Origin of the sequence: uncultured Bacteroides sp. (genome assembly GCF_905207245.1) — a bacterium.
Lineage (GTDB): Bacteria > Bacteroidota > Bacteroidia > Bacteroidales > Bacteroidaceae > Bacteroides.
Window position 1 is genome coordinate 1 of sequence record NZ_CAJLKP010000109.1, and the last position, 14,675, is coordinate 14,675.

The 14,675-nt window shown below is 41.4% G+C and carries 9 protein-coding genes and 1 pseudogene; 5 read left to right on the forward strand and 5 right to left on the reverse strand.

Annotated elements, in window-relative coordinates:
* Window positions 1–37: 37 nt before the first annotated feature.
* From QZ135_RS22395 to QZ135_RS22410, 4 genes are all read right to left on the reverse strand, one after another.
* The gene (locus QZ135_RS22395; protein ID WP_294614782.1) at window positions 38–1,708 is read right to left on the reverse strand and encodes an ABC transporter ATP-binding protein; all 1,671 of its coding nucleotides are present in this window, start codon (window positions 1,706–1,708) and stop codon (window positions 38–40) included.
* 16 nt (window positions 1,709–1,724) lie between these two features.
* A complete protein-coding gene (locus QZ135_RS22400) occupies window positions 1,725–2,897 on the reverse strand; it encodes a Wzz/FepE/Etk N-terminal domain-containing protein (protein WP_294614785.1) in 1,173 nt (390 codons plus the stop codon).
* A gap of 138 nt (window positions 2,898–3,035) precedes the next feature.
* A complete protein-coding gene (locus QZ135_RS22405; RefSeq protein WP_294614788.1) occupies window positions 3,036–5,522 on the reverse strand; it encodes a leucine-rich repeat domain-containing protein in 2,487 nt (828 codons plus the stop codon).
* A gap of 75 nt (window positions 5,523–5,597) precedes the next feature.
* The gene (locus tag QZ135_RS22410; RefSeq protein ID WP_294614791.1) at window positions 5,598–5,729 is read right to left on the reverse strand and encodes a hypothetical protein; all 132 of its coding nucleotides are present in this window, start codon (window positions 5,727–5,729) and stop codon (window positions 5,598–5,600) included.
* A gap of 436 nt (window positions 5,730–6,165) precedes the next feature.
* On the opposite strand from QZ135_RS22410, the gene QZ135_RS22415 reads away from it, so the two are divergent.
* Window positions 6,166–7,494 carry a site-specific integrase gene (locus QZ135_RS22415; protein WP_294614794.1) on the forward strand — a complete coding sequence of 443 codons (1,329 nt, stop codon included), beginning with the start codon at window positions 6,166–6,168 and terminating at the stop codon, window positions 7,492–7,494.
* Between the two features lie 690 nt (window positions 7,495–8,184).
* On the opposite strand, the gene QZ135_RS22420 is transcribed toward QZ135_RS22415, so the two are convergent.
* A complete protein-coding gene (locus QZ135_RS22420; protein ID WP_294614796.1) occupies window positions 8,185–8,451 on the reverse strand; it encodes a PqqD family protein in 267 nt (88 codons plus the stop codon).
* A gap of 1,688 nt (window positions 8,452–10,139) precedes the next feature.
* Here QZ135_RS22420 and QZ135_RS22425 point away from each other — a divergent pair.
* From QZ135_RS22425 to QZ135_RS22440, 4 genes and pseudogenes are all read left to right on the forward strand, one after another.
* Window positions 10,140–10,265, forward strand: coding sequence for a hypothetical protein (locus QZ135_RS22425; protein WP_294614800.1), 126 nt, complete (start codon window positions 10,140–10,142; stop codon window positions 10,263–10,265).
* Window positions 10,266–10,323: 58 nt separating this feature from the next.
* Window positions 10,324–13,002: a hypothetical protein gene (locus QZ135_RS22430; RefSeq protein WP_294614803.1), complete on the forward strand. Its 2,679-nt coding sequence runs from the start codon at window positions 10,324–10,326 to the stop codon at window positions 13,000–13,002.
* A gap of 119 nt (window positions 13,003–13,121) precedes the next feature.
* The gene (locus tag QZ135_RS22435) at window positions 13,122–14,258 is read left to right on the forward strand and encodes a chain-length determining protein (protein ID WP_294614806.1); all 1,137 of its coding nucleotides are present in this window, start codon (window positions 13,122–13,124) and stop codon (window positions 14,256–14,258) included.
* A 3-nt stretch (window positions 14,259–14,261) separates the two neighbouring features.
* Window positions 14,262–14,675 (forward strand): annotated as a pseudogene (locus tag QZ135_RS22440) (ABC transporter ATP-binding protein); the annotation flags it as partial.

Consider the following 14,675-nt stretch of genomic DNA (forward strand, 5'->3'; position numbering starts at 1 on the left):
CTATTAAATAATCCTGTATCATTTCTATTATACCTTATTATATATATACTATATCACAAACATCCAAATCGAATATCCGGTCACAGAAAGCCAGCGAGCTCTCCCGATGAGCAATGACAACCAGCGTCAGCTCCCGATGTTGCAACGAAAGAGACTCTAAAGCATGATTAATTTCTTGTTCCGTCTTGTTATCCAAAGCTGACGTGGCTTCATCAAAGAACAGTACCTCCGCTTCTTTGTAGAGTGCCCGTGCAATGCCAATCCGTTGCTTCTGTCCGCCGGATAATCGACTGCCATATTCACCCAACTGAGTATCCACTCCTTGGGGCAATTCATTTGCCCACTGCTTGAGCTGCACTTGTTCCAATACGTGCATCACTTTCGCCCGGTCAGCCTGCAATTGCCCCAACGCTATATTATCGACGAGTGTGCCTTCTATGATGAATATCTCCTGCGGCACATACCCCACCAGTCTATGCCACTCACCACGGTTGTCGGCAGTCAGTGCCCGCCCGTCTATAAGTATCTTGCCGGATGTAGGCGGAAAGAATCCGAGCATCAGATTAAAGAGGGTCGATTTTCCCGAACCGCTTGCCCCACGTATTCCGATACGTTCGCCGCAACCAATACTTAGATTCAAACCATTGAATAGCGTGTGTCCGTCGGGGAAAGCGAAACCAAGTTCGCGTAATTCAAGTGTATGCTCGAATGTAAACGATATCTCTTCTGACGCATCCTTTTTCTGCCGCCGAGCGCCTTGCACATCTTGCCATGATTCATCACTTATGCCTTCTTCCACCACCGATATGGTATGCGAAGCGTTCTGAAGCGTTACCCAACTATTCAATATACTTCTTACCGCAGGAATCAGCCTGAAAGCAGCCACTGCAAACACACCGCTTACCAATCCCAGATCACCGCTTCCCGTGCCAATCAACAATGCCAATCCCGCCACTATCGCTACTTCTGAGAGAAATGACGGGAAAAGCTGATATACTTCCATCCGCAGGCGACTGCGGACAATGAATTCCAATCCTTGATTGAAAGAAGCAAGCGAAGTATGAAATGCCTGCGCGATTTTCAGTTCCGCATACCCCCGGAAAGCCTCCACCACCGTACGGCTCTGCTTGCGGCGCGCTTCCAATTCCTCCATGCCATAGCGGCGCAGACGCTTCCGTACCAAACCCACATACAGAGCGGCCAGAGGAAAAAAGGAAGCACAAAGCAAGAGCCCGGCAAGCGGTTCCCAGATAATAAGTGCTGACACCATCAACAGCACCAGCACAGTTTCTCCTGCCATGCGAAAAACCGGAGCCAGCACACACGAGCTGAACATATAACAGACATAATTTACCTCATGTCCCAGTTGCACGCTACTCTTTCCTTTCAGGAAAAGCAATCCGCGATGATAATAATTAACAAACATCCGCCGACTGAATTCACGGTAGATTTCCAGTTGATAACTGCTTTGCGCACGCGCCAACAGCACTACCAACGCATTTTTTAATAAGACAAACAGCAACACGATGCCGCATAACGCCAGCATCATGCCTCGTCCGCCATCCTGTTTTACCACTACCAGTAATATCGGTATCAGTGCCGCCACTCCTGCAAAATCAAGGATAGCGCGTAGCAATACCGAGAAAGCTACCCATACCCCTTGTTTACGTTGCCCCTCTGGCAACAACTGAATTATCTTTTTAATCATCTGCTTTCACCTACTTTCATCTGCTATTCATCTTTTCATCCCTTCCTTTCATCCGTTTACTCTCTATTCTTTTCCGTCTCATTGTTCTTATAAAGTCTTTCGCAAACAATACCCAGCCCACACTTCCCGCTCCGGCCAACAAAACGCATTCCAAAAGTATTATCATCTTCCGGGGCTTTGACGGAACAAGAGGAACTATCGCAGGCTGAATAACCGCTAATACGGGAGTCACCTTTTCTACTCTTGCCTGGGCGGCCTGTACTTGCAGTTCCGTCCGGTTGTAAGCGGATAAAGCCAGCTTCATTTCATTCTGCAGCCTTGCCAACTCAGCGCGCGAAGCCATCCTCGCCAGTCCCCGGTTGGCATCCGCATACCGGGTATACTTCTCCTGGGCGGCGTGGTACTCTGCCTGTGCTTCTTTGCGGAGTTCTTCATTATATTTCAGGATTCTGCGTGCCTTGCCCGTTCTGTATGCCGTTATGTATTCCTTCAGGTGCGCCAGCACGGTATCTGCCACGATGGTGGCTACCAACGGGTCCTGCATAGTGACAGATATGGTTACGGATCTCCTTATACTCATTTTTTGTATATCAATACCGATTCTTGAAGCGATACCCCCCGCCATACCAGCTTCTTCACGGGTCAATCGGAAGATATCAATTTCCCGGGATGCTTCTTCTTTTTTTGACTTCTCACTGAACAGAGATACCCCCCAGCCCATCAACTTGGATGGTGCTGACGTGATGGCACTCCACCACGGACTTTTTTGCCGTTCTTTCAAATACTGCGAGAGGGGTATTGCGGAACTATCTTTTAGCTCACGAACCTTTACTTCGAAAAGCCGGACAAGAAATGGTGTAGATTTGATGATGTCAGGATACAGAACCGAATAAATAGCATCCCTCTCGGTGTCAGAGGAAGAATTCATATCAGCGTCAACCATATCAGATAGTACGCTTATACCCGCAGAAGTACTTCTGCGCGAACTTTCCGGCACAATGAAAATGCTGGCCGTATATTCTTTGGGAATGCCGGCAGCAATAACCATCCCTATTATAGCTCCGATGCCACAGACTATAGAAATAAGTTTTCTGGAAGAATATACTTTTTTAAGCAGTTCCAACCAGACAATCTCCTGCTTTGGGGAGATTTGTTTTGTACTTTTCTCGTTTGTAATATTACTATCCATTTATATGTTAAGAACGTATGTACGAAAGTACTTTTTACTCTTATGAACTCAGAACCGCAAATCCAGAAACGATTCTAAAAATAAAGGGTGCCTTATGAATAAAGACACCCTTTGCTTTTGAGTTTACTTAATGCCTACTTATTCAGCATATTTTGTGATACCATTTCCAAAAGTAGTTGCTTTTGCTGCACTTCCTGCTGCATTACCTGTCAATGTGATAGTGTTCACAGAAACACCGGTCTGTGCTTTTGCACAGAACAACTTAGTGCTGCTTGTTGTTCCGAAGAAGTCAGTACTACTAGATGTTGCCACTGCAGAGTTTACTGTGAATGGCTTCAAGAATTCGATCTCCGTACATGTTGTCCCCTTCAATATATCAACACCGATGGTTGTAGCGTTCGCAAACGAAATGTATTTTATAGCTGTACAACCGCTGAATGCATTGTCTGATACATGAGTAATAGCATTAACATAAAGTACAGTTCTTGCTGCATTAAGATTATTATTACCTTTTAAAGCAGTGCAATCTTCAAATGCAGACGTTCCAATTGTTGCAGCTTTTGACAAATCCATATCTACAATAGCTTTACAAGCTTTAAATGCACTTTCGCCGATAGCGGTAGGAACGATGGCTTTTACGTTGCTTCCAAGGATAGTGGCAAGTTTAGTACATCCGTTAAATGCCATATCAGGAATTACGGTATTGCTAATGGAAATTGTAGTAAGCGCCTCGCAATTCATAAATTGACTGTTAGCACCTTCCAACAAGTTTACGCTAGCACCTGTAACACCCTTCGGGAATTGTACTTTTACAAGAGCAGCACAGTCTTTGAATGCTGCTCCGCCAACTACTGCACCCGATTTAACGGTGATTTCCTGAAGGTTACTAAAACCAGTGAATGTAACACCTGAAGTCGGGAAACCTGCAGCAATGTTTGCTACGGCTGAAATATCCGCTTTTACCAAAGAAGCTTTCAATAAGCGATCACGTACCTCAGTCTGGTTTGTTCCTGCCTTATCAGAGAAGTCGTAAGAGCCCATATATACATCTGTATAATCAGCCACTGGGAACGCATTCACATTAGCTACAGTCGTTACCTTCGGCAAGTTAAGATATACTAATGAGTTTAAGCCCTTAAATGCTTCTGCCGGAATTGTAGTATTCTCTAACAAAGTGATATTGGTGAGACCTGTCAATGATTTGATTACTGCAAAATCTTCAGCAGCAGTGATGTCTACTTTAGATACAAAATGTTTAATCTCTGATTTTGTGATAGCACTACCATCAAATTTCTTGATACCTTTCAAGTCATTTCCTGTAAACAAATCGGCCAAATTACCTTCAAAAGAAGGATTAACTTCAAGGGCATAATCGCTACCAGCAAACTTATATGCAATATACGGCTCATTATCAAGATTATATCCTGCTTCTTTAGGGAAACCAACCCACTTTGATTTGTCACCGGTAAAAGCCCAATCTTTGTCTGTATCTACAGAAGTCTGCAACTGGATGTTTTCAAAAGTATAAGTAGCAGTTACTTTTTCTTTTTCATTGGCTGTTCTATAAGCAGAGCGATCAACATTGGCAATTTGCATAAAAGCCACAGCGTCATTAGACCAGGCCAGACCGCTTCCGTCTTTCATAGTTAACGTAATCTTTGGTGCAGCATCACCAGCATCACCAGCAGCAAATGCTGTTGTAGGATCATATATATCCTCTACAGCTATATCCCATGTCGCATTAGAATTAAAAGTCAATTTAGATGGAGTAGTAAGTGTCGTACCTTGCTTCTGAGAGCCTTCCGCCTTCAATTCCACAGTTTTGAGGTTTCCAAAACGGGTAAAAAGACCTTCTGCATAATCACGCTCATATTCTCTGTTTAAAGCTGGGTTGTCAGAACCGCCAGTCTTTATTTTGAAATAAATAATAGGATTTACGCGTTTGAATTCCAAACTAAATCTGTCTTTAGCAACAGAGTTGTCATTTTCATCATAGGTAGATTTAGTATCTGATTCAGATACCATAAATGCATTTTCTGCGATACCATATCCATCTGTTGTTTTTTGAGTCTGAGTGCCAGATACATATTTGCCAAATTTAATTTTACTTCCGCCGTCAACAGCAAAGTCAACTCTTGAGCCAGCAGCCTCAAGCGGCCAATATGCACGAAAAATAGGCTTTTCGCTATCTGAATAACCCGTTTCAGTGTTGCCTGGTACCTTTAGCCATAAAGTATTATCATCTCCATTGGCTACAAAATACCCCTGTGTACCAGATGCTGTTGCCTTGAATTCAAAGGAGTGCGATTCACCCGAGGCGGTCAATCCCATCCATCCACCGGTGTTATAAAACTCTGTTGCCGACTGACCTGCAAACACATCCACCTTGGTATCCTTTTTGTAAACCACCCCAATTTTATCTTTGTCAGCATACCAATTGTGGTTAAAAACATTTTCAAATGGTTCATATGCAGCTCTTGTATCAGCACTTTTACTAATAGAAGCTGTGAATGTAACCCCTTTGCCTTCTACCTTGGAAGTTGCATCGAATTGTTCAAACTCTGTCTGGGAACAACTCGCCATAAAAAGTGCCATAGCACCTGTAAATAATAAATTCTTCTTCATTTTTATATTATTAAATCATTTGATTAATTTAATTAGAGACACGAACTTCATTCTTCTACAAAGTTCATTTATCGGTTAAGCATCTCCGCCTTCACCTGGATCAACATCAGGAACGCCGCTTGCCGCAAAACCTGTTTCTACCACTACCTCCAGAACTTCCACTTCCGGAGCCACATACTTCATTTCCTTTTCTACTTTCATAATCATAAAATTTAATTGTTAGTAATATTAAAATTATCTCTTTATTGCATTAGTTATTTCTATTTACCTTATTCGCTACACCGCTTCAATTTTCAACCGCATCCCTCATCATTCCTTATATAAATAGGTATAGCCAAACCCTCTTTTCAGCCTGCAAAGTAAGAAACAAATTTCCTAAATTCAAAAGAAATCGTTATTTATTTATCTTTTTCGGTAAAAATATAGCAAATTCCTCTTTTTAGTGAAACTTCTTCTCCACAATACACGCTTTTGCGAGCCAAAGGTAGATATTTTATTGACATCTGCAAACAAAATAAAGGTTTTTTTTCGTGCTTTGCAGCGAAAAAGGATAAATACAAACCTTTTTATAGTTTTCTTAGATATTCTTATTGCAACGAAGAGGGTTACTTTTTGTTTATATACCATTATAATATTGATAATTATGAGACAACTACCACTAAACAGAAATGAAGAAAAGGGCTTGAAACTAAGATTCAATCTGAAGCAAGTCTGTGAAAAAGATAAATTGACGCAAATAATGCTTGTGACAACTATCAATAAAAGGAGAATCAGGATTTATACCAAGCTCCGCGTGGAGCCCCGGTATTGGAACCACGAGGCTTACCGCTGTTTTGAGAGCGGAGGTCTGAATATGCGTGAAAAACAGAGATTGAGGCACATCAATGAACAGATTGACAATCTCGTTACGTCTCTGTATGAAATGGATGAGAGGCTCGCCATGAAGGGGGAGTATCTGTCGGCTTCTATCGTCCGGCAAGTTGTGGACAGCAACCTGCAACAGGAACATCTTTTGCAAAACCCGATTGTCTGCCTGAAGAAACTGGTCGGAGAGTATGAGAAAAACGTAAACCGCAAGGGAAGGCGTGGCATTGAAAGTACCAAAGCCACCTATCTCACCGCTCTGGGACGTCTGGAGGATTACGACAAACAACGCAAGGTACCGATCAACTCATTCGATGATTTCAATAAGAGGTTCTTTGTGGATTTCACCAACTATCTTTATGGATACAGTTATGGGAAAACCGGGAAGCACTATACGCAGAATACAATCATCAACACCCTGAAGGTGATTAAGAACTTGCTGCATCGCGCCTATGACAGCGAGATGACGACAAACAACTATTTTCTGAAGGTTCAGACGACGTTGTCTTCGGAGGCGAGCGAACAGATTTATCTGCAGGAAAAGGAAGTCCTGAAGCTCTCTTTGGTGAAAACGGAGAATGACCAGGAACGCGATGTCAGGGATGCATTTATCATTGCCTGCTACACGGCGTTAAGAATCAGCGACATCCAGCAATTAAACAAGGCAACCATACGAAAGGGGGTGATATCGCTCTACCAGAAGAAAACGAAAGAGCTGGTTGAAATACCTATATTAAAGGAGATAGCGCCACTCGTGGCCCACTATCAGCAGACGGGGTTTCCGGTTATCGACAAGATAAAAGCCAATAAAATCATCAAGGTGCTTGCTGCCCGGTGTGGCATTAATGAAGCCATCAGCCGCAAGGAGTATCGTGGTGGAGAAACCACTATTGTGACGATTCCTAAATATGAACTGATAAGCTTCCATACAGCTAGGAGGAGTTGCGTGACTAATCTCTACAAACGCGGCTATCCGATAAATTATGTGATGTCGCTTTCCGGCCATCGATCTTTCCAAGCGTTTCAGCGCTATATGAGGGCATCGAGCAAAGAATTGATGTCCGACTTCGTACGGCTGCTGAGAAAAGAAAAAGCCATCGTGACATAATAATAGGTGATGTGATTGTATCACGACATATTGAAGCCCCCGGATGCTCGCATAAGCTGCTGCATCCGGGGGCTTGCTGTCTAAAAATGAATAAACCGGTTATGAGGATGGGTTGTTCATATTTTTTCTGTAGCAGGTGTCTGATAATGGTGCCAATGATTTTAATCAGAACAAACTTTTTAGGGTATAGCACTCCTATAGCTTCCTGATTTACAAGAAACTACAATCAATGATACGTATTAAGTATAGTGCCAAAATGAAGTGCCACACACATAAACAGCTTCAACTTGCTATTTAGCATTCTTAGCCCAAGTATCTATAAAACAGATTTATACCTTGCATTTTGCTACTATCGGGAAATTCATTTCATCTTATACCCTATTTTCCTCTCTATGGCTAGCGCTCGCTTATCCAACGAAATACACTAAAAATATATTTAGGAAATACATTTTTGTGCTTTTCCCCAGATTAAAAGGGGATTACAGGCATATAGAATGTGTTTTTCAATCAAATAATTTCTCTGTAATAGTAGTCGCAGGTATATATACAAAACAAACATCTGTTAGTTCAAGTATCGATAAATCCGTATCAAAATAGAACAATCTATTTATCTGATTATAATACTATTTATTCAGATGTGATAAGCAGGCTCATATTGTAAGTGTTTATGTGCAGTTACAACAAGAAGGGCTATCCTATAATTCCGCAACCGCTCAAAGCATCCACCCACTTTTGGGCATCAATCAGAGCCTGTTCTTTGGGTATGCTGTAATGATTCATTAATATATGCGCTACATCTTCTAATGAGAAGTCGCTTCCTTGCAACTCTCTCCAAAGAAGCACTGCTGTGTTATTGAGTGAAATAACTTTGGTCATGTCCGCCTGGGACTTTCCTTGTTCGACAATCAGATTTTCACCTGCAATCTCCCGAACTCTGTAATTCTCTTTAATTTTCATTGTAATACATGTTAAAATGTTATAAGTATGTCGCAAAGATAAACATTCTGCTTTAAATCCAGTATCGAAATAATGGAAATTAACTTGACGGGGGAATTTATTGATAATGAAAAAGAAAGAAGATAGTCCGTATATCACATTCAGTTCATAACGGTACGGAAAGGAAGGAAACGAGGTAACGAGTTAAAAAGGGGACAAGGGGCTGCGCAATGCTTCTATGCCTCATGGAATCTTGTTTCCTTGTCAACTTGTCCTCTTGTCAACTGATTGGGCATTTGTTCTTCATTATAGGATGTTTTTTATTTGTATAGTTACGATATACCCCAGTACTAAATGCATACCATGAATTAACTTTATCAGGGGATTTTGCATTTTGACATTTTGCATTTTTAATCATCGCAGACTCACATGTTTCGAGTCGTTGCAAGAAAGTATGCATAAAAAGGGTGGGAAATCCGATCTTGACAAATCAATATATGGTCGTATTGTGTAATATGGCGTCTTTTTGCATGAAAAGAATTAGTATACATAAACTATATGTGCAAATGAGAATGCCGTTACATGTCTTTTAGTCAGATTTGATATTGCAATCAAAGAACCTCTAATAAATTGAACTGCAGCTCAAGATGCCTCACTTTTTGTTTATCTACGACCAATCTGTCGTTCATCACCGATAAAGATAACTTTCCTCGTAGAAGGAGTTAACTCTTTGTCGACAAGAAGTTAAGAGTTTGCCGACAGGAAGTTAACTTCTTGTATGTATTTTTATGCATATTCGCAAGGAGATATACAAGGCTATTGCATGTTTTTCCATTGTTTAATACGGATTTTTTTCTAATTAATCATTTTAAGTAAAAGCCATTGTTTGAGAAATAGATAAAATGAAGTCGTTTTGTCATCATAATATAAATTGTAGCGACATTGTGAAGAGAAGTATTCCTCTATTCTTAGTCTTTCAAATGACCATTCTTCAAGATTCTTTTCAAAGCAATTTCCGACAGGCACGAAGGTAGTTCCCGAATCGTATCTGGGATGTATCTGAGACGTACTTGCTCCGTACATTCTCCAGTCAGAAGTACCTCTGAGCGAAGAAGCACTGGAGCAGGTACGGAGCAAGTACAGTTTAGGTACGGTTCGGGTATTATAGTCGGGTGACTTTATTAAGTGAGTTTGTTTAATAACCTGTAAGTTCATTTCTTGTAATTGGTGCTTGATAATGGTGTCATTTCTATTTCTTATAACAATCTGTTTTCTTATTTCAATAATCTCTTTCTTCTTGAAAGAAAACAGAGTATAGCGGTTATTCCTTGTGGAATAAGGTGCTAAAATGTAGTGTCAATATGCTTGGGGGATTAAAACTGCTTGTTTGTTGACAAATGGGAAAGAGGTTGTAGGTCAGTGTATTCGTTCGTGTTTTTTGTGTTTGGAGAATTCTTTTCTTTTGATATTAAGCTATCTCTGTATATGGATAACTTGCTTATAATCAGTGATATAAAATCTCATTTTATTTAGGAAATTTGTTTCTTACTTTGCAGGCTGAAAAGAGGAATTATAGCCCCTTTTTTCAAAAGAGATTTGCACGATTGCTGTTGAAGAATGGACTTAATTCTTTTAATAGTAAGGGTGGTATATTACCAGTTAATAATGAAGAGATATTTAATATTACTAACAATTTAAATTTTATGATTATGAAAGTAGAAAAAGAAATGAAGTATGAAGCTCCGGAAGTGGAAGTTCTGGAGGTAGAAGTGGAATTGGGATTTGCAGCTTCACCAGATGGCAACCTAAATGGAGAAGACGGAACAGGGTGGTAGTCTCCCAAAGTAAGATTTGAGGAATCCTTTAATAACAAATATTTATTATTAAGTAAAAATGAAAACAAAACATTTATTTTCGGCAGCACTGCTTACGGCACTGTTTGCCGCTTGCTCCAATGAGGAGTTTGTAAGCCCGACAGCGCCAAAAGCGGAAAACGACGGCCGTCCGATGGTAGAAAATGTAAAACTGAACTTCAACAAGGAAAATGATGGAGTCGGTAATACACGCGTTATTTTTGATCCTGCAACCGGCCGTTATTCATGGGTCGATGGAGACAAGATCGGTGCCTTGTTGATGGATGTGATTGATGGTACATCTAATAACTACCGTCCTTACTCAGATGCGGAAGAATGGGCAAAACTTTCCTGGTTTGAAAAGTATAAATTGGACAATTATATCCATACGGATTATCCGTTTATATATGATAAAGCTAATGGAACCTGGAATAGCAATGCTGCCATGTTGGAAGGAAACTATTTCTTCGTATCTCCTTATGAAGGTTACAATTCAAAAAGACAGTTAATCCATTCCATTGCCGGTCAAACACAGAAGGATGGTACACTTGATGCGACCGCTGAAGCATTCGGTAAAAACCAATACTGGATTGGCTATTCTCAAATTAAGGAGGGAAACAAAACGTCTGAAGCTCTGGCAAATGTAGAAATGACCCGTGTCCTGGCCCCTATCCGTTTTGAAATTAAAATGATAGGTACCCAGACTTACACAGTAAACAAGATTACCATACAAGGTGATGATGTCAGGACTTTGCTCACTATTGATCCGACTTGTGGTTTTAACGTTCCGAGCGGAAGTGCTTCCACAGGCTATAAAGGCGAAAATGGTGCAGGTGACTATAATCTGCAAGATGGTGCAGGTGCTACAACCAAACTTTTCAACTATGCCAACTATCTGAACGAATGGGATCCGGCCATGCAGGATGAGGTGTATGACCATACCAAAGCAGTTACAGCAGCCAACAATCGCGTATTCAATATTGAGGATCCTACAAACTATGATCGTTTTAACGCATTGCGTGCTATTGTTGACGTGGAAAGCGTAAAGACGGATGAAGTGCAGTATGCAGAATTGTCTTATGAAACAGAACAAACATTGAGTAAAAATGCAGCTGTAGTAAATGGTGTAATCTTTGTTAATCCTGATTTGGAGGTAGCTTCCGGTAAGCTGAAAATGAGTATTTATACAAACCAAGGCGTTATTAAAGATATCGACTTGACGGTGGTTAATACTGAGATTGAAAAAGCAGCAGGCAAGACAACAGTCATAACAGACAAAGCCATTAAAGTACTGACTCCAAGCACTCAGAATCTCATCAAGATTCAAGTGGATGACAACTCTATCGACGTTGCTGATGTATTGACAGTTAATAATGATAACGACCTGAAGCAGTTCATTGATTGGAACAAGAGCAAGAATCGTCCTTATGTTGCTATGTTGGCAAACAATGCAACTTTAACCAAAGATATGGTCGAAACATTGCGTGCTGCAAAAGAAGCTAATGCAGACAACAAGTTAATTGTAGCCACAGACTCAGACCGTAAGTTGATTATTGCTGCTGATGCTGCCGCCGACGCACTTGATTTTGTATGTTTGGATGGCGTCACTTTCGATATTAATCATGATGGCACTCAGGATAATATTGGCAGTATTGACGTAGAAGTTTTAGGTACAATAAATCTTGATTTCAAAACTGCTATAGCACTGCCTGACGGTAGTACTCCTAAACAGATTACTATTGCCAAAGGTGCTACTTTGAACATCATCGAAGCAAATACCAGCAAACTCTTGATCATTGAAAATAATGGCACTATAGAAATGGCTGCAGATGCAGATGCCAAGAATATAAAGGTTATCAACAATGAAAAGGCTACAATGGAAGTTGCCGGTAGTTTGCAATTTGCATCTGGAAGTGAAAATAATGGTACTATCAACGTTGCTGCAACCGGTGTATTGCAAGGCACTACAGGTGGTAATTTCACAAACAAAGGATTAATCAAGAATCTTGGTAAGATTTGGAATATTATTAATGATAATGTAGAAACAGCTATCGTTGAGACATCTGCATTGACCAACCACTTCCAGTCCAATGCTACTGATGCTACGATCAAGTTGATCAGACTTGGCGATCCTGTTACTATCACCACTAATAATGGCCATATCCTTTATGACGGTGAAAACGTAAACATGAAAGACGCAACAGCTGCTGAGGTTACAGATTTGATTGTTAGTGGTTATCTGCGTGCGGATGGCGACGCAACAACTGCTACAGTGAAAACTATTACAGTGGAGGAAGGCGAATCTATCACTATTGAAGGTGGTACTTATATTAGTTCTGTATGGACACCTAGTGCTCAACAACTGAATGTTGTTGCTAGTGGTGCAGTATTGAATCTTTCCGGTACTGTTACGATGAATAATCTGTCAGATGCTGTAAAAGCTGATGTAAATGTTCTGAAGGGAAGTCTTTCTATCGATAAAGGTACAGTTGCTGCTGTCGATAACTTAACTTTGGGTAGTAAGGAAGGCTTTACGGAATATGGTGCAACTATAAACGTAGCTAAGGGTACAACTCTTACTATAGCAGCTACTCTGGCACGTGATACTGAGGTATCTAAGACTAAACCAATTATTAATAATAATGGCGAAGTGACTGCAACTACAAAGACCGATGTAACTAGTGATAATATCGTTGTCAATGGTAATGCGATCCAATAAAAACTTGCAGTAGAATCTTTACTGGATAAATAAATGGGCTCCCTCAACGCTTCTACCAAGTGTCATGAGGGAGCTTTTTTTATTCTTTTCAAATGAATATCAATACTAAAAACGGCAGGATGAACGAGAAAACCCTCTTCCAGAAGCAGGAGATTGTTTGGCTGAAGCTGGTGCGGAAAATCCAGATCTCCCAAAATATAATATTGAAAGCCTTTGGCATTGGAACCGTAATAGGGCTGGTTATTGCTTTCGGCACTCCCAAGGAATATACGGCAAGCACCCTTATTGTTCCGGAAGGTTATGGCAGAAGTGCCTCTTCTGGCATGAGTGCATTAGCGGACATGGCAGGTGTCGATATAAGCTCTTCCAGCATTATGGGGCGGGATGCCATCTATCCATCCCTATATCCTGCTATTGTCAATTCTACGCCATTTCTTGTCCGGCTTTTCAATGTCAAAGTGCATGAGCAGAAGGACAGTACTGCAATACCCCTCTCCCAATATCTGAAAGAACGCCAGAAAACACCGTGGTGGAGCGTCATTACGTCGGCACCTTTCCGGTTGGCGAATTGGACGATGGCTATATTCAGAGAAAAACCAAAAGTAAAAAAAGTAAAAAAACAAATAGACATCTTTCAATTGACCCATGAAGAAGCAGGTATGGCGGGGACTATTGCCTCCAGAATAACAGTTGGAGTGGATAAGAAGAAAAGAGTCATAACTCTGTTCGTTACCATGCAGGACCCGTTGGTGGCGGCTACAGTGGCAGACACTGTACGGGTGCATCTGAAAGAGTATATAACTGAATACAGGACAGGCAAGGCGCGCCGGTCTCTGGAGTATGCAGAAAAATTTCGCAAAGCAGCACAAAACGTCTATCATGAAGCTCAGGAAAAATATACCCGGTATGCGGATGTTAACCAGGGGCTGGTGAAACTGGCTTCACGCGCCGAGCAAGCAAGGTTGCGGAATGAAATGGAACTGGCACTCGCCGCTTACAATCGGGCGGAACTACAGGTTCAGGCTGCCAAGGCAAGGGTGAAGAAGGAGACTCCGGTATATGCTGTTATTCAGCCGGTACAGGTTCCCTTGGCACCTTCAAAACCCAATAAAGTATTCATTCTTGCGGGATGCATCTTTTTAGCTGGCGCAGGAAGCATAGGTTGGATTTTGTTTGCAAAAGACTTTGTGAAAAACTTTTTAGAAGATATAAGAAGAAAGAGAGAGATGTCAGATGTGAATGTAACCAAATGGTAGTTGATGATTAAGAAGATAGTTCAATTGCTGCCGGAAGGACAACGCAAACGGGGCGCATGGGTGGCTTTCTCTGTACTGCTGCGCGCCATTCTCGACTTTGCCGGAATAGCGGCACTGGTGCCGATACTGCTGGTGGTGGTAAAACAGGATGGCGGACGGGGCAGGATGCTGGCACTGTGTGGCGCGGTGCTGTTGTTTGTATCGTTGAAGAATGTCTTGGTAATGGTTTTGGCACGTGTGCAAAGCAGTTATCAACTGGAGATCTACCGTGAATTCAGCCGCCGGATGTTTGCCAATTACTATCATCGTGGGCTGCTTTTCCTGAAAGGAAAGAGTAGCGTGCAACTGGGGCATGAGGTTAATTATGTCTGCTATACATTCAGTTCGTGTGTGCTGTCTCCGGTCTTTCGCATGGCG